Here is a 21,531-nt window from a genome sequence, read left to right as displayed (position 1 = left end):
TAAATGGAGGGATTTATTTATGACAAATACATCAACGATTATTGAAATGACTGAAAAATTTGGAGCAAGAAACTATCATCCCTTACCAATTGTTATATCAGAAGCAGAAGGCGTTTGGGTAAAAGACCCTGAGGGTAATAAATATATGGATATGCTGAGTGCATACTCCGCAGTAAACCAAGGACATCGCCACCCAAAAATTATTCAGGCCTTAAAAGATCAAGCCGATAAAATTACATTGACCTCGCGCGCTTTTCATAACGATCAATTAGGTCCTTGGTATGAAAAAGTATCAAAACTTACGAACAAAGACATGATCTTACCTATGAATACGGGTGCAGAAGCAGTTGAAACCGCTGTTAAGACAGTAAGACGTTGGGCTTACGAAGTAAAAGGTGTGGCGGATAACAAAGCAGAAATCATTGTATGCGAAGATAACTTCCATGGCCGTACAATTACAGCCGTTTCCATGTCATCTAGTGACGAATACAAAGAAGGTTTCGGCCCTATGCTACCAGGAATAAAAGTCATTCCTTTTGGCGATATCGAAGCTTTAAAACAAGCTATAACGGAGAATACAGCTGCCTTTATTTTCGAGCCTATCCAAGGCGAAGCAGGAATTAACATCCCTTATGAAGGCTTTTTAAAAGAAGCTTATGACGTTTGTAAGGAGAACAATGTTCTTTATGTTGCAGATGAAATTCAAGCTGGCCTAGGACGTTCTGGGAAGTTATTTGCTTGCGACTGGGAAAACATAATTCCTGACATGTATATTTTAGGAAAAGCATTAGGAGGAGGCGTATTCCCAATTTCTTGTGTTGCTGCTAATGAAGATGTTTTAGGGGGTATTCACTCCTGGATCACACGGATCCACGTTTGGTGGAAATCCACTTGCTTGTGCAGTTTCTATCGCTGCTCTCGATGTATTATTAAGCGAAAATCTTGCAGATCGTTCCTTACGTCTAGGTAACTATTTTCAAGAACAACTTAGAAAAATAAATAACCCTATTATAAAAGAAGTTAGAGGTAAAGGACTCTTTATCGGGGTTGAACTTACAGAATCAGCACGCCCTTATTGCGAACAACTTAAAAAAGAAGGTTTATTATGTAAAGAAACGCATGAAACTGTTATTCGTTTTGCTCCTCCTTTAATCATATCGGAAGAAGACCTTGACTGGGCTATTGAACGAGTGAATAAAGTATTATCAGTATAAAGGTAACCTGTCGCTAAAAGGCGACAGGCCTTTTTTTCTTAGGTTAAAAGATCTTTTTATTAATGTCTAACTATTAACTTGAAAGTGAATTACTCAAAACACCTATCCCTTCCACTTCAATTTCTACCTTATCTCCCTCTGACAAATATTTAGGTGGGTTGAATCCTTTCCCAACTCCAGCAGGGGTTCCCGTTGCTATAATATCACCTACCTCTAATGTCATTCCTCTTGAAATTATAGAAATCATTTGTGGGATGTTAAACATCATTTCTGATACATAAGCACTTTGCCTCAATTCTCCATTAACATACGTTTTTAATGATAATCTATTTGGATCCATTATTGCAGATTTATGAACAATATAAGGACCTATTGGACAAAACGTGTCTAAACTTTTGGAAAGTAGAAATTGCTGATGATTCGCTTGTAAATCTCTCGCCGTTATATCATTTAAGATCGTATATCCAAAGACGTAATCCATAGCATCCTCTTCTTTAATAGCTCTCCCTTTTTTCCCTATGACTACTGCCAATTCTCCTTCATAATCCACTTGTTTTGTAATATGTGAATGTAAACATATATTTTCCCCTGGTCCTATTATAGCTGTTGGAGATTTTGAAAAAACAACCAAATGTTCTGGCGTTAAGCTACCCATTTCCTGTGCATGCCTTTGATAATTTTTACCTACACATATAATATTTTTTTTCGGCCTCTCAATAGGAGCTAATAGAATGACATCCTTTAAATCATAAATAAACGTAACCGTTTCTCTTTCCTTTTCAGACCAATGGATGATTTGCTCAAGGTGTTCTATCCATTTGTCATTCTTTTCTATTCCATCCACCATGAGTATTGGACCTGATTTATTTTCATACAGTTCTTCTTCCGCGCGCTGAATATCTAACACTTGGGTTTCTTTATTGATTAAAATACCTATAAATGTTTTATCATGAATCTTCCCTTTTACTAATTTCACTTATCCGTCCCCCTATCACGTAACCGTTATATGTTCAATTCTATAAAAATTTACTATTTCCTTTAAACTACCTATCATAAGTACGAGTAATAGCAAAATGAAAAAGATATGGTTGACGTTTTTGCTTTAGTCCAATAAAATAGGAAAAAGGTCCGCTTGTCATCATTATCCTTCTTTTGTTAAACTTTGGTTTGTGACTTTTATTTTCACAATGTCCTCTGACCTCTTTGATAAATATACTCAGAAGACATAGCATAGAAAGGGACGTTTTTATTTCGATTTAACCATATACAGTCGGTATATAACATAGTTTTCTATTTTTACACCTTTTCCCTTTCTTTATCATTTGCTATAAAGTTCAAAAACCTTGAAAACTAAAAGAAAGTTGGAACAAAATTGAAAAACCATGAAATAGAAGCTAAACGACAAAGGTTAATTGAAATCGCAAAGAAATATGGAATCAATGCAAGAGAAACCATTCAATGCAGCCAAGAGCTGGATCGATTACTCATCAGGCAAATAAAACAATCCATTTCAGGAAAATAACACTCTCTTTTTTTCTGATGATCTTTCCCTCACATTTTTGGGCTACTGCCATATTATATTATAGGTACTTGGAGCAGAAGGCTCACCTCTAATCGAACACGTTTTTTGCCTCCTGGTGTACTTTAACAAACTTTCTCAATAAATGAGGATGCTGAATATGCCCGCTATTGTTGGTGCTTTTAAGGTAAATAATGTTGGAACAAGTAGTATTGTTCATGTGGGAGATGTCATTAATATCTCACCCTTTAGTGAAGTAAAAACTTTTGCTGGTGCTGGTTCCTTTAATACAGGAGATGGTCTTCAAATTTATAACCAAAATAGTGTCACAAACACATATGATAGTGACTTTATCGATCAGCCGCAAATTGGAAATCTATAAAGGGGGGAATATACAATTGAATTTCTATATTAATCAATGTATTCAAATTCAATATTTAAGAATCGGTGCTGTCACAAATTCCTCTGTTTTACAAATTGGTAGTGCGGGGATTATAAAACCTGTATCAAACCTTTATAATACAGGATGCTACACGGTTCCTGCACCTGAAGCTGAAGCATTAATGGAAGAAGAAGAAGCTTTAACAGAAGAATCATTCGTTCCCCTTGCAGCTCCAAGTGGCGCATAAAACTTTTGATGAAACTCCAATAAAGAATAAAAGTTCCTAAAATTCTTTCCCCTTCCCGTTTTTAACTTTTTGAACACGCACTTTTAACACACCGTAGCATACTATATTGTCATAGCGAGGTGGTTACAGTGAGTAGCTATCAAAATAATTACGGGGGGTTACATTCAACAACTACACTCCTACATTCAATACCAAGATCAACGAATCTCTCTTTTAGAAAAATCCATTGAGGAGTTAAAAAAACAAGTATCAGAATTAAAAGATAAGCCACCAACAACAATTGAACGACTAGAATATAAGTTTGATCAATTAAAAGTGGAAACGTTAGAAGGAACGTTAAACATTGGGCTGAATCCAACAGACCCATCTAATCAAATTGAACAATTTGACGTTCAACAAGGTCAAAATCAAATGCAACCCCAAGACCCCTTTGGTGAAATGAGAGAAAAAATTAATAAAGCTGTTACAAAAAATGTGTATGATTACTTACAAAAAGACGGTATTAATACCGTAAAAAAAATTGAAAAAAGAAACCAATGTCAATTAGATGATACAAACCGTCACTTAGTTATTGAAGACATAAGAAAACAAATTTCTTCAAGAATTAATTACTACTTACAACATTTAAGACTTCATGATCAAGCAAATATGGATGAACAAATTGAAGAGATGTCAAAGCGTGTGAAATATGATATTGAAAACTCCATAAATCAGTTTATTCAACATTTACCAAACGAAATGAAAGGAGAAAAATGATGATTTTTACTGTCGTTAATAAAGAAATCCATGTTGGTTCAGTCGATGTTACTGGGGTAGCCAGTTCATCTGTCTTTCTCATTGGCGATACAAATACAATAGCCCTGTCCTCTATTTTCGATACTCCACCTGAATCACTTATTATTGGTCCGTTTGAACCAGTGGCTCCTTTAGTATGAACATACTTAATCGTTTATCGAAGGTGAACGTTGCTTATATAAACTCTATTGGGATCAGTTCAATTTTCCATGTCGGGGATACCAATCAAATGGATTTAAAAGTGAACGTATTTGCGATTCAAAGAGAGGCGGAAATCTTCTTTTCAAAAGAAGCAGATTTAAATAAATTTCCAATCTACAGAGAGTTTATTCCACTCCCCTCTTTTGATGAAGATTTTGCAGGGGCTTACTATAACTCTGCCCTAGTTATTAAAGTAGATGGGGTGAAAGTGACAGCTATTTCATCTTCTTCTGTTGTTCAAGTAGGTTCTGCCAACTCCATCAAAGCAGAATCAAGAGTTAAAAATATTCGTCAACTATTAAGAAAATCGGATGCATCTTTTCCATCTACATCTAGCATACGTCGAACTGAATCGACTGTTTAAAATTTACTCCACAACGCCTTTGTAACAATACAAGGGCGAACAAAAGATAGGATATTTGCATAACATACAAGTAGGAATCGAATCAAAAAGGATGTTCTTTATGCCAGCCATTGTAGGTCCTATCAAAATAAACTCCATTTCTGGGGGAGTTGTCAATTTTGGTGACTCATTTTATTTATCCCCTAAATCAACAACAAAAGCATGCTCTGGTTCAGGAGGAGGTAATACAGGTGACTTCCATATTACGAACAATGGAATTAGTATTACAAACTGCATTGATCCAGATGTTGCAGATCAAAATCAGACAGCAAACGCTTAACATTCTTTTTAAGGTTCAAAGACTTGCTGTCTGATTTATTATTAAAATATAAAGGGTGATTGAAAGTGGCGGTAATAGTGAAAGGTCCAGTGAAAGTAAATGATGTAACAGGAACAGGGGTTTTACATGTGGGTGATAATTTTTATGAATCTCCTTTGAAAAGCCAGAAGTTTTCATCAGGATGTGGAAACTTAAATTCAGGGGATTTTCTAGTCGTCAATAACGGCATTGATCTCATCTTCGACATTGACCCTGATTTATTCGATCAAAACCAGCAGGTAAACAAATAATTTCCCTCGGTTCGAAGCCTTTTTAAAAAAAGCAAATGCAAAGGATTGTCTTACATGCCTACAATCGTCGGACCAGCTAAAATTAATTCCATCTCTGGAGGAGCCGTGAATTTTGGTGACTCTTTTTATTTATCACCCGATTCAGCAACAAAGATTTGTTCTGGAAGCGGTGGGAGTCAAGTTGGTGATTTTCATATTACGAACGACTGCATAAGTATCACGAATCAATTTGATCCAGATATATTCGATCAAAACCAAACGGCTAATGCATAAGAAAGGAGCAAACTTCCGTTTAGCAACTATAACAATCCTATAAAATAAACTCGCAATTCTAAAACAAGTGATGACAAGCTTTCGTGTTGTCATCACTTTTAAATTACATTATTTCAAGTTGCACTGTGGAACCTGTTCCTGTCGGGTCTGCTGGGTTGACCATCAATTTTCGTGGGAGTCTCGATCTTAATTCTTGCACGTGACTAATAACGCCAACAGATAAATTTTTTGATTGAAGTTTCTCAAGTGCAGAAACAACCGTGTCTAACAAATCAGCATCTAGCGTGCCAAAGCCTTCATCCAAGAAGAAAAATTGCAATGGGTATTCCCCACGTAATTGAATATTCGCCGATAAACTCAAAGCAAGTGCTAATGAAGTTAAAAACGTTTCTCCTCCTGATAAAGAAGAGACGGGTCTTTTAACCCCACCGTTGGCATCGTCCCTCATTAAAAAGCCTCCTTGCGAATCAACTTCTATCGCATATCGACCTCTGGTTAACATTCTAAGATGTTCAGTTGCATCTCGGCTAACTTGCATCAACTGCTCTTCCGCTACATATTCAACAAAACTATTTCCTTTAAAAACTTTTTGTAGTTGTTCATATTTTGTAATCGTTTCTTGTAATTCGATGAGCTTACTTTCGATCTCTTGATAACGCTCATGTTTCTTCAGTAAATCATCTACCGACCTCAAAGCCGCTCCTTTTTCTTCAACCGCTTCATCTAATTTCTTTCTGAAAAGAATCGCCCGCTGCTGAAGTCTTTCCCATTCTTCTTGTGTTAAATTACGCCCATTTAAACGTTCATTTAATCTAAATAAATGAGAATTTAATTCATTCATTTGTTGCTCATATTCATTCATTTGTTTCTCTATTGTTTTCAACTCATCGTTTGATAAGACAGACTCGAATACTTCAGTAAGTGTATCAAAGCGAGAATCCTTTTGACGGTCTTCCCACGCTCGGTTCGCCTCTAGTAAACGATTTTTTAAGTCCTTATTTTTATCCTTGATCGATACATATTGATTTTCTGTTTTTTTGAGTTGATCAGAACTATCCTGCCAGACCAAGTAACATCCTTGCTCCTCCTTCGTTAGCTTTTCAAGCTCAACATCGATTTTTTCAAGTTGCTTTGTAAAGGATTCAGATTGAGCTATCTCGGGTAATTGAGCTTTTTTATCTTGAATACTTTTTTGGTAATACTGGAGGGTAGCCTTGATTTCAGATAGCTGTTTCGCTACAGTTAGTTTTTGTTTACCATATTGTTTTAGTTGATTTTGTTTATCCTCGATAAATTGAACGCTCGTCTCAATTCTTTCTTGAATCTTCTCCATCTGCTGATCACGCTCTGAATGATGCTTGATCATGTTTTCTACTTCATGAAATGCAAAAGATGGATTAAGCTCAACCCATGATTGCTTCTCCATTACTATTAGCTTTTCAATTTCTTCTAATTTTTTTTGATAATCATTCATCTCTTTTTGGAAACTATCGAGCACTTCCTTTATGTGCCCAGGTTTTTGCGAGATGGAACGCATTTCTTGAACATGCGTTTGAAGTTGCTGTTTTAATTGGAGAGCATCTTGTTTTAAACTGGTTACTTCGGCTTTTAATTGTTTATCGTCTAAGATATTATTATTTTCATTTGAATTTTCTTTCGGATTAGACAACCGAAGTGAAAATTCTTCAATTAAAGAATCCGATTGCTCTTGTAATTTAGATCTCTCCATCTCAATCACGACAGAAAGATCTTGTAAATTTTGTTCCCACTTCTCTAATTGATGAAGTTCACGTTCCTCTTTTTGATTATCAAGCTCCATATCTTCTACTGGACTAGGATGCTCTAAAGAGCCACAAACAGGACAAGGATTTCCTTCTTGAAGTTGGTGACGAATTTGATACGCTGCGTGTTTCTTATGAAGAGTCTCAATCCATTGTTTCTTCTGCTCTTTCTGCTCCTTTAAACGTTCCAATCGTGATTCAATATCCCGTTTCAGATCTTCAAAATAACTATATAAATCACTCAATCGATTAAAACCTTCTGTCATCTTTTCATGATGATAACGAATATTGTTATTCATCTTTTCTAGTTGTTCTTTATGCTGAGACATTTCCTTTTGCTTTTTCTGTAAAGCTTGTTTCCATTCCTCTTCTTTTTGCGCAAGCTGTGATATTTGTTGTTTTATGTGATAAGCTGCTTGGACAAGTTGTCTTTCCTTATTCGATACGGCTTTTGATTGAAGTTCCTGCTTAAGCATTTGTTGTTTTTCTAAGGCTTTATCTAGCGTCTGTCCCACTGATTGTTCAGATTGATCTAACTGAGTATATTGCTCTTTTACCGATTTTTCTTTTTTGAGAAGCTGCAGGTAGCCTTTCTCTTCATTCATTACCTCTTTTTCAAGCTTCACCCATTGATGGAGCCTTTCTTTTTTTAACAAAAGCTTCGGCTCACTCTCAGCTTTATATTTTCTAGCCTGTTCAAATAATCGCTGCTTCTCCTCGTACTCTATTTTCATTTTCTCCACTTGCTCTGCAAGATCGTGATGATGCTGTTTCACTTGCGCTAATTCTTTTTCTAATTGATCAACACTTTGCGCATAAGGCTCCAATTGTTTTGCTTCAAGTGCATTTTGAAATTGGTTTTTTAAAAGAAGGATTTGATCTTGATTCTGTAACAACTGGTTCTTCTTTTCCTGCACTTGATCGTGTTCTATTTGTAAGCTCCAAATCTCCTTTGCCTCTTCAACTTCTTTTTCAAGCTGATTTTGCTCGATCATGCGCTTTTTTAATTCTTCTTCCACTAGAGCCAACTTTTTTCTTGCTTCCGTCAAGGCCTCTGTTGAAGCATCACCTAATCCAGATTTTTCTGCATTGAGTTCGTTATAGAAAGCTTTATCAGAGGATAATCGATGTTTAATTTTTTTATTGAGAAGATCGCCATATTTTTCTAAATTGAAGATGCGTTGCAGCATTTGTCTTCTTTCTGTTCCCTTTAAAGAAAGAAACTCTGCGAACTTTCCTTGTGGCAAAACAACCGCTCTCGTAAAGTCATCGATCGTCAATCCTAATAATTGTTGGACCTTTTGATTAACTTCATTCGTTTTATCAGCAAGAACAACTTGTTCATACCCTTCCTCGATTAAGCGACACATACTTGATTTTACTTTTACCTCATCAGTCCGTTTAAACAACCGTTCAATTTTATAGCTCTTCGTCACATCACCGTTTTGTAATTGAAAAGAGAAGGAAACAGAAAGCTGATCTTCCCCATGATTGATAATTCCTTGTGTATTATTAGGGGCACGTTCAACTTTTCCATATAAGGCCAATGTCATAGCGTCTAATATAGAAGATTTCCCACTACCTGTTGGCCCAAAAATCCCGAACACGCCTCCGCTACATAACTGATCGAAATCAATGGTTTGTTTTTCCTTGAAGCTATGCAATCCTGCTATCGTTAACTTAATAGGCTTCATTTTTTTCACCTTCATATTCATCTGAATCAATAAGCTCAATAAACAAATTTATTAACTCTTGCGATGGTTCTGCCCCGCCTGTTTGTTTTTTATAAAAACGGGCGAACACTTGATCAATTGGGAGGTCGGAAACTCTTTTTTGGTTATGGATTTCTTTTTCCTCTGTAAAAATCGGACGGATATGAATAATGCCCGGGTGATTTTTTCTGAGTCGTTGAATGTCCTCTAACGCTAATGATTCTGTTAAATGCAATTCTAAATCTACCCATGCCTGTTGGTCTTTTCCTTCCTCGATCCATTGAAAAGCTTCCTTGAGTCCATTTTGCGGTTTCCATATGACTAACGGTTTTCCACTCGATAAAGGAACTTCTTTTAAATCCGGGGTCCCTTTTGGATCAATATCAATAATAGAAACCGACTTTGCATAGCCTGCTTCAGAAAAACTGTATGCTAAAGGAGAACCACTGTATCGTGACATTGTATGACTTCTTTTTATTTGTTGCGGCCTGTGTAAATGTCCAAGTGCCGTATATTGGGCTGTTTTTGGTAAACTCGTAGCTGCTACAGTATACGCTCCCCCCACTTCAATGGGACGCTCTGAATCGGATGAGCTACCTCCTTGAACATAAATATGGCTCATTGCAAAATTGACGGTATCATCAGAAAAGGATTGTTCCATCATTTGAAAGATTTCTCTTACTTTTTGATCATAGTTATCTCTCATTAATATTTCTTCATGATCTTCCGATAAGACATCTTGTAACCTTGCTTCAGATGGATAAGCAAGGGCCGCAAGTTTCATCATTTGATTCTTTTTAGGAACAGCTATATTGACTACATCCAAGCAAGGAAAACCAATAAGATGAATGTTTTGTTGATGAATGAGAGGGGAGGCGGCGATCAATCTTTCCGGGTTATCATGATTTCCTGCAATTACCGCAACCGAACGTTTCCCCCCATCTGCTAATCTAGATAAGCTTTCGTAAAAAAGCTGTTCAGCCCTTGCCGGTGGATTAACTGTATCAAAGGCATCTCCTGCCATGAGCACGACATCCACCTTTTCTTCTTTAACAATTGTCACTAACTCATCGATAAATTGTTCTTGCTCATTCAATCGACTTCTTCCTTCTAACGTTTTTCCTAAATGCCAATCTGCGGTATGTAAAACACGCATATCATTTCTCCTCCCATAAAGCAAAGGCACCTAAGCTAATAACAACCACTTAGATGCAATTCTTTACTAGTTCCTAATCAACTTGAAGGATATATCCCCCATCAAAAAAATATAAATATTTTTCAGCTATCTTTCTTTTCAATATTCCTTCCATCGCTTGACAATATAGCTGGACTTGTTTTTGATAACGGTTCATTAAAATTGGCCTTGCTTCATCAAACCCTCCAGTAAACCTTTCTTTAATAGCATCTGTTTTATAATCCACTAAAATGAGTCCTTGATCATCGTCAAATAAACAATCAATTACTCCTTGGACAAGCACCGTTTCATTTTCGAGTTCGCCATCCAATTCTTTGCTGTCAATCCCAAAACTAAATGGAACTTCTCGATCTACCCTTTGGGCATTTCTCATTCTTTGTCCAAGTGAACTCTTTAGAAACTCTAAAATAGCAGGGTAATCAATTACCTCTTCATCTTCAGGCAGCAATAATTCCTTTTGAACTAAGCCCATGACAAAGGAGCGAATCGATGACTCCTTTAACTCAATACTTAATGGAAGATGCGCATGACCATATGCATTATGGTTCCTTTCTCGGCACTCGTATAGGTTTTTTTCTGCATAAATTTAGGACGTTTATAGAGAGTAGCACCAGTTCTTACAATAGACGATGTTGAAGCATACTCATCAGTTAGCTGTTGACGTCGTTTTATTTCTGAAACAGACTGGTTGGATGACATTTTTGTCGCTTTTGCATAAGGATATTGCCAGTTTAATTGAAATTGAACTTGGTCCTTAAAGTCACTTTCAATTGAAACAGGCTCTCCATTCTTTAATGCTTCTTCTATTGCTTGACGAGGTGTTTCCAATTTCTCCTCTACTTCTAGCAAATCCACTCCATTTACAAGTTCAACCGTCCATTTTGACGGATCTTCATAAAGTTCTTGGTTGATCATTTTTCGTTCTGATATAAGCTTCTCCGCTGTCTGATGACGTATAATGGCTGGTCCAATCCAATCAATAAACCTTTTTGCCATCATGCGATCATAGTCTGGAAGTAGATTGTTTGGGTGAAAAAGTTGATGCTGCCATTTTTGCTTCTCTTTTTCAATATCCTTTACCGTTCCAATTAAAAATAGCTTTTCCTTCGCTCTTGTTAAAGCAACGTATAAAACGCGCAGCTCTTCTGAAAGCAACTCATTTTTCATTTTTTTCTTGATCGCAAAAAGTGGTAACGTTGGATAGCTAATTCTCTTTTCAGGGTCAATAAACTTAGAAGCTAAACCAAGTTCTTTATCCAGTAAATATTTATTGTTTAAATCCATCATATTAAATTTACGACCAAGTCCAGCTACAAAAACAATAGGAAACTCTAGTCCTTTACTTTTATGAATCGTCATGATTCGAACAACGTCTTCCTGTTCCCCTAACGCTCTCGCTGCTCCTAAATCATCTCCTCGATCTTGCATCCGTTCGATAAAGCGAAGAAAACGAAACAGACCGCGAAAGGACGTTTGTTCATATTGACGAGCCCGATCGTATAATGCCCTCAAATTGGCTTGACGTTGCTTTCCTCCTGCTAGTCCACCTACATAATCAAAAAGCTGTGTATCTCGATAAAGCTGCCAAATCAACTCAGCCACTGATTTTTTCTTCGCAAGATCCCGCCAAAATTTGAGATGTTCATAAAAATACTTCACCTTTTGAAATTGTTCACTGTCTTCCCTTATCTCTAAATAAGCTTTTAAGGCCTCATAGTAGGATGAGCGTTTATTGGCAATTCTTATTTCGGCAAGCTCGTTATCGGTTAAACCAACAATCGGTGACCGTAAGACAGATGCAAGAGGGATGTCTTGATAAGGGTTATCTATTACTTTTAATAATGACATCATTATGGTCACTTCAGTTGCTTCAAAATAACCTGTTGAAAGGTTCGCATATACAGGAATCCCTTGACTTTTAAATTCCTCAATAATTTGCGAAGCCCATGGCATAGACCTGAGCAAAATGACCATATCTCTAAACGTAGTCGGCCTCTCGCGCTCTATAGAGGAATCATAAATAGGAAACTTTTCTTCTATCATTTTCTTTATCGTTTTTGCCATGTATTGCGCCTCTACTTGTACAGCTTCTAATTCCTCTTGATCCTCTAACTCCTGCCTCTCAACTTTCCGTTCAATCATGACAAATTGAGTAGACATTTGACTATGTTCAGGATAAGAGGCTCCAAGTTTTAACTTTGAATCTTCATCGTAATCCACTTCTCCAACCGTTCGATTCATCATTTGTTTGAAGAGATAGTTCGTTCCATCAATCACTTCTGTCCGGCTGCGAAAATTTTTAGCTAAATCTATTTTTAAACCAGTGTCCTCTCCTTCGTCCGTAAAGGTGCGATATTTTTCAATAAATAAACTTGGCTCTGCTAGGCGGAAACGATAAATCGATTGTTTCACATCTCCAACCATAAATAAATTATTACCTTTGGATACGAGTTGAATAATTTCTTCTTGAACGTGGTTCGTATCTTGGTATTCATCAACCAAAACTTCTTGAAAATGACGCTTATAAATGGAAGCTATTTCAGGATTATCTTTCAAAATAGCTAAACAATAATGCTCTAAATCGTTAAAATCAGCGAGACCTTTTTCTTTTTTTCTTTTCTTCATACATACGTGAAAACTGCTTCACTAAGTTTGCTAACGTTGAAATGACCGGCTTCATTTTAAGAAAATCTTTCACATACGCTTCTTGCGGTCTACTAAACAGCTCTTCTTGCAACTTCGTAATTTGTTTTTTCACTCCATCACGTAAGGTTTTTACTTGTTCTAGTAAGCTCTCATCGAACTCATCACCTTTACAAGACTTCGCTCTAGCAAATTTCACCGCTTGCATTTCTTGAACAAGCTCATTCCATTTTGATTGTTTCTCTTTCACTTTCTCAAGCCGGGCCAAATCATCTAGTAAATTTTCCGATCGGGGATAAGGTCCTCCAGGCTCTTTCGTTATTTGTAATGCTAGCTGAAGTTGATTGATCCAGCCATCTATTTGAATAGAAATATCTTTTTTTTAAATAGTCAAAGTACGGTAACTCTTCAATCTTAGTACCTTCTTCAACTTCATAATACTCCACCATCCGATCTAGCCATTGATCAGGAGAGGGGTGAGACCGTGAAAATAAATAAAGGCGACGAAGTAAAGACTGCAAGTCTTGATCTGATCGGTCACCTGTATAACGCTCCACTACATCAAAGAAACCGTCATTGCCTTCCTGACTATATTGCTCTTCTAAAAGCTCTTCCATCACTTCATCAATGAGCAGCTCTCCTTCAGTTGGATCAACAAGGCGAAAGCTTGGATCAAGATCAATCGTATAAAAATACTTTCTTACTACATTTAAACAAAAGGAGTGAAGGGTAGAAATTTGCGCACGGTTAAGGAGCGTTAATTGCCTCCTTAAATGTAGAGATGATGGTCTTTTTTTTAAGGCCACATTTAACGCTTCACCAATTCTGTTGCGCATTTCTGCAGCAGCGGCATTTGTAAAAGTGACAATTAATAACCGATCTACATCCACTGGGTCTTGATTTGTCATGATTTTTTGAATGATTCGTTCAACTAAAACGGCCGTCTTTCCAGATCCTGCTGCTGCGGCAACTAAAATATCCACTCCTGATGCCGTAATGGCTTTCCACTGTTCATCCGTCCATTTTACACCAGCTGGTTTTTCAATTATTTTCATTATGCCCCTCCTCTCTTAATCGACTGAAAACTTCATCATCTTTATTTTTTCATTTCCCTGTAACGATTGCCTTCAAGTGATTGATCAAACTGACAGACTGAACGGTAAGAACAAAACGTGCACGGTACTTGGTTTTTTAATTGATATGGATTAATCGCTATTTCTCCTCCAATAATCTCGTTCCCTGTTTTCTCGAATTGATTACGTACGTATTGCCTTAATAAGTCAAAGTGTTCTTCATTTGCGATCGATCCACTTTTCCCAAACTGACCACTTTTTAAAATAGAAACAGGAACTATGGAAGATATGCCTGTTTCTAACTGCTGATCCATTAGCCGGACCGCTTCTTTATCAGCCAATAGCAATCCTTTCATCTTAAACTTCCTTACTAATTCCTCTTCAATTTCTTCACTATCAATATCAGTCGTTACTTGTAATATTGGATTATGGACGTGAAAATATAACACTCCAGCAGGTGTCGCTTCAACCCCTAACCAGCTTTTGGAATGACGAATAACGACATCCAAATACGTAAGCATTTGTAGGGATAGACCATAATACACTTCAGTTAAATCTAACGCTTTTTCACTCGACTTATAATCAATAATTCTTAGTAATATCCCATTTGAACCTTTGGCTTGGTCCACACGGTCAATTCTCCCGACAACTTCCATCGTACATCCATTGGCAAGAGAGAATGTTAACGGTGGAAGCTGATCATTTTTACTAAACCCAACCTCAAGACCAACAGGTGAAAATCCACTTACCTTCGCATGCTCACTTAACACACTTGACGCTTGCGTAATAATTTTATGAAACTTCTTTTTCATATAAAAAAACCGACTCGAGCTCAATAAAATTTCTTTTTGCAGCTTCGGAGCTAATTTTTCAACCGCTTCATACGAAAGCTTTTCACATTGCTGTTTTGTCAATTCACTCCACTGAAGATTCGCTTGTTGAATTTGTTCAGAAATATGCTTTAAAGCAGCATGAAACATTTCCCCTATATCTGGAGCTTCTAAACGATAATATTTACGCTCTTTTAGTTTCAATCCGTAGGAAGCAAAGTGTGCATATTGACAGTGATTAAACTTCTCCATCCTTGAAACGCTGCCTTTAATATGCTGTCCATATAAACTTTGAGATACATTTTCCTGAAGCGGTTTTGCTTCATTTCGATAAAACAGACTTGAAACCACTCTCTTCGTTTTTAAGTTCCATTCTCTTCCTGAGACCAGTTCTCGATAAGCATCCCACCAAACTGCCTCGATCGGATATTGGTTTTTCCACGCTTGTAATTGAGTAGATAAAAACGAAAGGGTTGTTTGATAATTCACCATATAGTGCAAGTGGTCCCGTTGCTGTTGTTCTTCTGGCTCATTTAAGTAATACGTTCGCTCCATCGTAGGAAATAAATCCTCTAATCGATTAATAATCATCGAAGGCTGCAAGGACTTTCCTTCTTCATCCGCTAGCGAAAAGGATACAGTTACGTGGTCAGAAGCACTTGCCAGCGCCATATAAATAAGAAAATTTTCATCCAATAGTTGCTCTCTAGGAGTAGGCGCCAACTTAATTCCATAATGATAAAGTAATTCTCTATCATCCTCAGATAAGACTCCATCATCTGAAGGAGTTGCAGGTAAAACGCCATCGTTGGCACCAATAATGAACGACTGCTTAATATTTAAAACACGAGAGCGATCAAAATTGACGACTAATACTTGATCAAGTGCTGGTGGGACAAGAGAGAATTTCATTTCTTCAAAACCTGTTTCTAAAAGCTCCATAAAAAGCTTAGGCGTTAACCTTTGATCTGACAACAAATCATAAAATTCCTCCAACAAAGAAACAACGGCATCCCACGCTTGATTATGCTCTCTAGCCTCTACTAAGTCCCCTTTTTGCTCCGCTTCATCTTTTAATCTTTCTATTTTTTGAGGAACTTTGAGATCTTCCAAAAAGGAATATAGTGCTTCTACATATTGATGTCCTGTTTTGGCTTCTTTAAGTTGACCCTGCAATTTTTTAAGAGGTGCTGTGATGATTTTTTTTCTGTTATTAAGCATTGCTTCCATTTTTATGTCGTCATCTGTTTTCGTGTAATCATCCTCTAAAGAGTGGTAACGACGGTAAGACCATTGTTGTAACCATTTCTTTGATCCTTGAATACCGTATGCAAGTACATAGTTCTCCAGCTGGTCCATCTCTTCTCTCATTTGTTCTCTGTTAGCATCCAGAGGATAAAGAAGCTCTGTTTTTACCGTGCGAAAAACCGCTTCATAACGCCAGTTTCCAATTATGGATTCTAAAGTGGAACGAATGAATTCAATCAGCGGGTGATGAAGCATCGGTCTTTTTTCATCAATAAAATAAGGTAAATCATAATCAGTAAATACTTGCTCCATTACATCACCATAATCATTACTGTTGCGAATAAAAATAGCGATATCATGATAGCGATAGTTTTCTTCCCGAACAAGCTTTTTTATTTGCCTTGCAATCCCCTCAACTTCTGCTCTCCTATTCAAGGCTTGTCCTATCGTAACTGCTGGCTCCTCTTCATACAAAATCGTCGGTCTTGTATAAAAATGCTCTTCTAAGTGACGGAGCGAGGTTTGATGATGAAAACGAGGTGCTTGTCCTGATAGCTTCTTATGTTCAACCTCTTGATTTGCTTCATTGGCTATCTTTTTCAGTTGCTGGTACGTTAAACCGGTCATTCGAAACAAGTGTAATTCATGAGGCGCATGATCTTGAAAAGGTTTATCAATTGTTAATGAAAATGTCACTGACTGAGCCGTTTTGATAAGTTTGTCCAAAACGATATACTCTTGTGGAGTGAAGCTATGAAAACCGTCCACATAAATATCAGCGTGTTGAAGGTAGCTTGATTCCTCTATTTTCTCTGCCAATAATCTTAAATAGTCTTCACCATCGATGTATTGATAGGCCATTTTCTTCTCAAGCTCGCCATAAAGCAAGGTTAAATCATGTAATTTATCAGAAAGGACGTTATTACCTTCAATTTGAGAAGACTCTTTTAACATTTCAGGGGTCACACAATAACGTTTAAATTCTGTTAACAATTTTTCAATTTGCTCAACAAACCCCTTTTTTTCACTCGCTTTCGCAAAAATTTTCAATTCACTCTTATGCTGTTCAATAATTTTTCGGAGGATCATATGGATTCCTGTGCTGGAAATATGATTTCTTGTCATTCCTCCCTCTTGTTGAAGGACACGCCAAGCTAATCGAGAAAAACTAAAAACTTGTGCCCTCGCAATCCCCTTTAATTGTTTATCTTTTACAAACTGATAACCGACAGCAAAAGACATTTGATCGGGAACAAGATAAATAATAGGACGTTCAGTTGTTGGATCTTTCAATAATTTATCTTTAATCTCATTCATCACTGTGGCTGTTTTTCCGGAACCACTTCTTCCAATTAAAAATCGAACACTCATTGTTCTCCCCCTCTCGTTTTCAGGTACTTTTTGCACACCACTAACAAACATTAGTTCTATTTTATACTAATATCGTCAACACGAAAAGTTCTTATAGGTGGTGTTTTTTTGCAAAAGTCGTTTTTATAGGTTAAAAATCTCTTTTTCTTATAGATATTTTCGACTTTTAGATCTTTCCCACTCTCAAAAATAAAAAGCTGTCCTTAAGCCGAAAGAAACGACTGATTAGACAACTTTTTATGGCTTGACCTTACCAATAATCTCATCTATCTCAATTAACCCAAAATGACGACTATCTCGGCTATATAGGCGGTTATCCCCCATGACAAAAACGTACCCTTCAGGAATCTCTTCCATTCCATAAGTATTCTCTAACTGCTGTAACTCGAAATCTCCAGTTAGTAGGCCGAACGGCTGTTTTTTCTGATTCGCTTTCAAAAAGGGCTCATCTACAGGCTCACCATTGATATACAACTGATCATCTTCATATTTTAATTTCTCCCCTGGTAAGGCAACCACTCGTTTCACTAACACTTCTTCTTCATTATCTGAAGGGGAAAAGACAACAATGTCAAACCTTTCAATATCGGTCAATAAATAAGCCCATTGGTTTGTAACTACATAATGACCTTGATGAACAGTAGGCTCCATCGAAATTCCTTCTACTTCATATTGAGCGTAAGAGGATTGTATGAGAAAAACAAACAAAATGACACTAACAGTTACGAACAAGATGATATAAAATTTTCGTGACATTGTTTTCGCCTCCTCTTCTTAGATGCTTTATAATCGGCCGTTTGTAGGTTTATTGTTATTCTCCTTTATTAACTGAAAGTGATTGATTTAACCGTCGCTCAATTTGCTTTCCAATCAACCAAAGTAAAATAATTGCCACTACAGCAATAACTGTTTTTATAGGGTTTTCAATTAGAGAAAAAAAATCATACCCAATAAAGCTCACCATAAAAAACATAACAAGTTTACCTGAACATACGGCTAACATAAACTGCCATATACTGATTTTTGATAAGCCCGCTACTATATTAACGGCTGCCGCAGGAGTAAAAGGAAAGCATAACATAATAAACAATGGGCCAAATCCATGCTGTTCCACCCAATTCATCATTTTCTTAATGGATCGATGTTTTTGTATAAATTGAAAAAAACGCTCTTGTCCAAATTTACGGACGAGTAAAAAAACAATAATCGCTCCTATACATCCCCCTAACCATGAAACTAGAAACCCACCCCATAGCCCAAATGAGTTGACGTTAGCTACAATAAACAAAAAAAGCGGCAAAATAGGCAAGAAAGCTTCTAGCATTGTAATTAAAATTCCAGCCAAGGGCCCCAGAGCCCGATATTCTTGGAGAATTTTTTCAATATTTTCTATCGTAATAAAGTCAAAAATTGAATTGATGTCCATGGCTATTCCCCTTTTTAATAAAGGCACATAGTTATGTAAATAATCACTATTACTAATCTTATCAATCATATATTGTTCCTTTTATTTTAACCTTTTTCGGACAAACTTGAAACTAAAGCTATTTTTATGGTTGATTGTAACCTTTATTTAAATTATGATTAAAACAGAACAAACGTTCTTTAAGGGGGGGAGTATGTCATGGATAGTGAAAGTGTGAAAAACTATCTTTTTTTATCTATGGCTGTAAAAGTCTTTCACCAAGACCGTGAAATTCTTCAACTTAGTAACCTTCCTTTAAAAGAAACGTATGTAATGATCATTAATCAAGCCATAGAAAGTTGTCAACAAGATTTACAAAAAGTTAATAAAAAGCTTTCTAGGCAAGGAATCAAGGTTGTCCAAAAAAAGAGAGAGAAATCTTTTACCTTATATAAATGCTATAACCGCCAAAGCGAAAAACAATTTTCGCTCAATCATCAAACCATTCGTGAGGAAGTCGCCCTAATAATGAGAAAGTATCTTCAAAAATAAGAGGCATCCACTTTTTTATTATCGGTTTTTTATCTAAAATTTTTAGTATTTTGATGTAGGGATACTTTACTCTTTTCGCTATCAGGATCAACCTTATTACAGAAACTTTTTTTCATGACAACTAAAATAGAAATACCCCAGAATTATACACCTTTAACTATCTATTAAACTCCTTGCATCAAGCCTTTTCTGTTCCCTTTTATATTTCACTTGCTGCTGTATGGTTACTGCTATAATCTCGTTTATTTATAAGCGGTTTGCACGACGAAAATGAAAAGACAAACGATAAAAAATCTCATTTCCTATTAAACTTTTTATATTTTAACCGATATAAGTTTTGAGCGTCTATTTGACGTATTTCTATTAGGCAAACGGATGTGCCTATAATATTTAAGTGTTTGCTTATTTTATGTACAAACACTGAAATCTTACTCATGGAGGGAAAAGAAAATGAGAATTAACCACAACATAGCAGCACTAAACACATACAGACAATTGTCTGGTGCAAATGAAGCACAAGGAAAATCAATGGAAAAGCTTTCTTCTGGATTACGTATTAACCGCGCTGGCGATGACGCAACAGGTCTTGCTATTTCTGAAAAAATGCGTGGACAAATCCGCGGATTAGACCAAGCTTCTCGTAACGCTCAAGACGGTATTTCGTTAATCCAAACGGCTGAAGGTGCATTAAGCGAAACAACTGAAATCTTACAACGGATGCGCGAGCTTGCTACACAAGCATCAAACGACACATATACAACTAACGACCGTGACGAAATTCAAAAAGAAATTAACGAACTAACATCTGAGATTAACCGTATTGGTAATACGACAGAGTTTAATACTCAAAAGTTGTTGAATGGTGAAAAAGAAGATGGTTTTTCTGGAACAAGTGCGGGTCAAGTTTCAGTTGGTGGACTTACATTTGACTTTTCTGAAGGTGCAGGTCTTGAAGGATATACTATTGTAACAGGTAAAGTAGCTGATGCGACTACACCTGCAGCAACAATTGACACAGACGCTAAAACAATAACTATTGATGGTGATTTTACTGATGCTGGTGGTACAAAAGTAACTGCTGCAGCTTTAGAAACAGAAATAAATAAAGCATTAGCTACAGACGGATTTACTGAAACTGTTACAGTAGGTGGTACAGCTAATGATGGAACTACAACTGATGCAGTTTCTGGAGTAATTACAGGAGGCGCTGGTGCTGGTGCTGGCCTCCAATTCCAAATTGGGGCTAATCAAAACCAAAGCTTAACATTAGAAATTTCTGATATGAGAGCTGCAGCTTTAGGATTAACTGGAACTGCTGGAACTGCTAGCTTCACAGGTACTAACACAGTTACTGATGGAACTAATAGTACTACTAACGAGGCAGCTCTTGACGTAAGTACAGCTGAAAATGCTTCTAATGCAATCACTGTAATTAACAATGCAATTAACTCAGTATCAGCTGAGCGATCTAAGTTAGGTGCTACACAAAACCGTTTAGAACATACAATCACGAACCTTGATACGTCTAGCGAAAACTTAACAGCTGCTGAGTCTCGTATTCGTGACGTAGACATGGCAAAAGAAATGATGGAGCAAACGAAAAACTCAATCCTTGCTCAAGCTTCTCAAGCAATGCTTGCTCAAGCGAACCAAATGCCACAAGGCGTACTACAATTACTTCAATAATAGAAGTAAACGACTGATTGAATTTCAAAAAGCTGGCTCTCTAAAGAGAACCAGCTTTTTTATACTTTATCCTACTCAATTCTTGTATTCGGGTCTCCTATAGACAGCCCATATTCTAATTCACATTCATTCGGACAACTTACACATCTCGCAATAATTGTGCAAACTTGATTTCCGGCTAAAACAGTCGCATCCAATCCAACAAGTGTCGTTGAAAACAGGCGTTCTTTCCCTTTAATCTCAATATCAATCTCACAATCTTCCGTCAGAGACTCTACGTAAATTGATACAGGTTGGGAGGAGTCTAGAGATTTAAAAAGAACGGATTCTGGATTATTTTCACTTAAAAATAACTTTTTAAAGTTGTATGCGATATTGATAGGATTGCGATAGGTCATGTTTTACACTCCTTTTTATGTTTTATTGAAGTA

At 36.7% G+C, this 21,531-nt stretch carries 17 protein-coding genes and 3 pseudogenes; 12 read left to right on the top strand and 8 right to left on the bottom strand.

All coding sequences use genetic code 11. The annotated features are described in order from the left end of the window. Positions 1-19: 19 nt before the first annotated feature. A pseudogene (locus tag LC087_RS01360) lies at positions 20-1,214 on the top strand (ornithine--oxo-acid transaminase). Between the two features lie 73 nt (positions 1,215-1,287). Here LC087_RS01360 and LC087_RS01355 read toward each other — a convergent pair. Further along, the gene (locus tag LC087_RS01355) at positions 1,288-2,190 is read right to left on the bottom strand and encodes a fumarylacetoacetate hydrolase family protein (protein WP_226538713.1); all 903 of its coding nucleotides are present in this window, start codon (positions 2,188-2,190) and stop codon (positions 1,288-1,290) included. Between the two features lie 396 nt (positions 2,191-2,586). Here LC087_RS01355 and LC087_RS01350 point away from each other — a divergent pair, with 396 nt between their 5' ends. The 9 genes from LC087_RS01350 (at position 2,587) to LC087_RS01310 (ending at position 5,604) form a co-directional block, all read left to right on the top strand. Continuing rightward, positions 2,587-2,736, top strand: a complete 150-nt coding sequence (locus LC087_RS01350) for an aspartyl-phosphate phosphatase Spo0E family protein (protein WP_226538712.1) — start codon at positions 2,587-2,589, stop codon at positions 2,734-2,736. Between the two features lie 157 nt (positions 2,737-2,893). Next, positions 2,894-3,115: a spore germination protein gene (locus LC087_RS01345; RefSeq protein WP_226538711.1), complete on the top strand. Its 222-nt coding sequence runs from the start codon at positions 2,894-2,896 to the stop codon at positions 3,113-3,115. A gap of 16 nt (positions 3,116-3,131) precedes the next feature. Then, positions 3,132-3,362 (top strand): spore germination protein GerPB, encoded by a 231-nt coding sequence (locus LC087_RS01340; protein WP_226538710.1) that lies wholly within the window; start codon positions 3,132-3,134, stop codon positions 3,360-3,362. A 138-nt stretch (positions 3,363-3,500) separates the two neighbouring features. Continuing rightward, a complete protein-coding gene (gene gerPC, locus LC087_RS01335; protein WP_371932674.1) occupies positions 3,501-4,118 on the top strand; it encodes a spore germination protein GerPC in 618 nt (205 codons plus the stop codon). Then, on the top strand, positions 4,118-4,297 hold the full coding sequence (locus LC087_RS01330; protein WP_226538708.1) for a spore gernimation protein GerPD: 180 nt from the start codon (positions 4,118-4,120) through the stop codon (positions 4,295-4,297). Before gerPC ends, LC087_RS01330 begins: the two co-directional genes overlap by 1 nt. Beyond that, positions 4,294-4,722: a spore germination protein GerPE gene (locus LC087_RS01325; RefSeq protein ID WP_306019834.1), complete on the top strand. Its 429-nt coding sequence runs from the start codon at positions 4,294-4,296 to the stop codon at positions 4,720-4,722. Before LC087_RS01330 ends, LC087_RS01325 begins: the two co-directional genes overlap by 4 nt. Positions 4,723-4,822: 100 nt before the next feature. Further along, entirely contained in the window at positions 4,823-5,041 is a 219-nt protein-coding gene (locus tag LC087_RS01320; RefSeq protein ID WP_226538706.1) for a spore germination protein, read from the top strand. 65 nt (positions 5,042-5,106) lie between these two features. Continuing rightward, positions 5,107-5,331, top strand: coding sequence for a spore germination protein (locus LC087_RS01315; RefSeq protein ID WP_226538705.1), 225 nt, complete (start codon positions 5,107-5,109; stop codon positions 5,329-5,331). A 54-nt stretch (positions 5,332-5,385) separates the two neighbouring features. Then, positions 5,386-5,604 (top strand): spore germination protein, encoded by a 219-nt coding sequence (locus LC087_RS01310; RefSeq protein WP_226538704.1) that lies wholly within the window; start codon positions 5,386-5,388, stop codon positions 5,602-5,604. A 103-nt stretch (positions 5,605-5,707) separates the two neighbouring features. Here the strand turns inward: LC087_RS01310 and LC087_RS01305 are convergent, their stop codons facing one another. The 6 genes and pseudogenes from LC087_RS01305 to LC087_RS01280 form a co-directional block, all read right to left on the bottom strand. Continuing rightward, a complete protein-coding gene (locus LC087_RS01305) occupies positions 5,708-9,079 on the bottom strand; it encodes an AAA family ATPase (protein WP_226538703.1) in 3,372 nt (1,123 codons plus the stop codon). Next, positions 9,066-10,253: an exonuclease SbcCD subunit D gene (locus LC087_RS01300; protein ID WP_226538702.1), complete on the bottom strand. Its 1,188-nt coding sequence runs from the start codon at positions 10,251-10,253 to the stop codon at positions 9,066-9,068. The genes LC087_RS01305 and LC087_RS01300 overlap by 14 nt, the downstream gene beginning before the upstream one ends. Positions 10,254-10,326: 73 nt before the next feature. Continuing rightward, positions 10,327-13,990: pseudogene (addA, locus tag LC087_RS01295) on the bottom strand (helicase-exonuclease AddAB subunit AddA). Beyond that, positions 13,977-17,457: pseudogene (gene addB / locus LC087_RS01290) on the bottom strand (helicase-exonuclease AddAB subunit AddB). Before addB ends, addA begins: the two co-directional pseudogenes overlap by 14 nt. Before the next feature lie 237 nt (positions 17,458-17,694). Continuing rightward, on the bottom strand, positions 17,695-18,213 hold the full coding sequence (gene lepB, locus LC087_RS01285) for a signal peptidase I (RefSeq protein WP_226538699.1): 519 nt from the start codon (positions 18,211-18,213) through the stop codon (positions 17,695-17,697). Positions 18,214-18,268: 55 nt separating this feature from the next. After that, positions 18,269-18,883: a TVP38/TMEM64 family protein gene (locus LC087_RS01280; protein ID WP_226539051.1), complete on the bottom strand. Its 615-nt coding sequence runs from the start codon at positions 18,881-18,883 to the stop codon at positions 18,269-18,271. Between the two features lie 198 nt (positions 18,884-19,081). On the opposite strand from LC087_RS01280, the gene LC087_RS01275 reads away from it, so the two are divergent. Next, positions 19,082-19,414 carry a YhjD family protein gene (locus tag LC087_RS01275; RefSeq protein WP_226538698.1) on the top strand — a complete coding sequence of 111 codons (333 nt, stop codon included), beginning with the start codon at positions 19,082-19,084 and terminating at the stop codon, positions 19,412-19,414. 450 nt (positions 19,415-19,864) lie between these two features. Next, positions 19,865-21,100, top strand: coding sequence for a flagellin N-terminal helical domain-containing protein (locus LC087_RS01270; RefSeq protein WP_306019833.1), 1,236 nt, complete (start codon positions 19,865-19,867; stop codon positions 21,098-21,100). 71 nt (positions 21,101-21,171) lie between these two features. On the opposite strand, the gene LC087_RS01265 is transcribed toward LC087_RS01270, so the two are convergent. Continuing rightward, positions 21,172-21,498 (bottom strand): hypothetical protein, encoded by a 327-nt coding sequence (locus LC087_RS01265; RefSeq protein ID WP_226538696.1) that lies wholly within the window; start codon positions 21,496-21,498, stop codon positions 21,172-21,174. Between the last annotated feature and the right edge of the window lie 33 nt (positions 21,499-21,531).

This window comes from Bacillus carboniphilus (assembly GCF_020524035.2).
Taxonomy (GTDB): Bacteria; Bacillota; Bacilli; order Bacillales; family JAIVKR01; genus Bacillus_CC.
This window is presented reverse-complemented; position numbering and strand designations above follow the sequence as displayed.

Bases quoted from the DNA above. Each gene is read 5' to 3' on its own strand.
- LC087_RS01345 (WP_226538711.1), top strand. From the start codon at position 2,894: ATGCCCGCTATTGTTGGTGCTTTTAAGGTAAATAATGTTGGAACAAGT.
- LC087_RS01330 (WP_226538708.1), top strand. From the start codon at position 4,118: ATGATTTTTACTGTCGTTAATAAAGAAATCCATGTTGGTTCAGTCGAT.
- LC087_RS01325 (WP_306019834.1), top strand. From the start codon at position 4,294: ATGAACATACTTAATCGTTTATCGAAGGTGAACGTTGCTTATATAAAC.
- LC087_RS01320 (WP_226538706.1), top strand. From the start codon at position 4,823: ATGCCAGCCATTGTAGGTCCTATCAAAATAAACTCCATTTCTGGGGGA.
- LC087_RS01310 (WP_226538704.1), top strand. From the start codon at position 5,386: ATGCCTACAATCGTCGGACCAGCTAAAATTAATTCCATCTCTGGAGGA.
- LC087_RS01305 (WP_226538703.1), bottom strand. From the start codon at position 9,079: ATGAAGCCTATTAAGTTAACGATAGCAGGATTGCATAGCTTCAAGGAA.
- LC087_RS01300 (WP_226538702.1), bottom strand. From the start codon at position 10,253: ATGCGTGTTTTACATACCGCAGATTGGCATTTAGGAAAAACGTTAGAA.
- lepB (WP_226538699.1), bottom strand. From the start codon at position 18,213: ATGTCACGAAAATTTTATATCATCTTGTTCGTAACTGTTAGTGTCATT.
- LC087_RS01280 (WP_226539051.1), bottom strand. From the start codon at position 18,883: ATGGACATCAATTCAATTTTTGACTTTATTACGATAGAAAATATTGAA.
- LC087_RS01275 (WP_226538698.1), top strand. From the start codon at position 19,082: ATGGATAGTGAAAGTGTGAAAAACTATCTTTTTTTATCTATGGCTGTA.
- LC087_RS01270 (WP_306019833.1), top strand. From the start codon at position 19,865: ATGAGAATTAACCACAACATAGCAGCACTAAACACATACAGACAATTG.
- LC087_RS01265 (WP_226538696.1), bottom strand. From the start codon at position 21,498: ATGACCTATCGCAATCCTATCAATATCGCATACAACTTTAAAAAGTTA.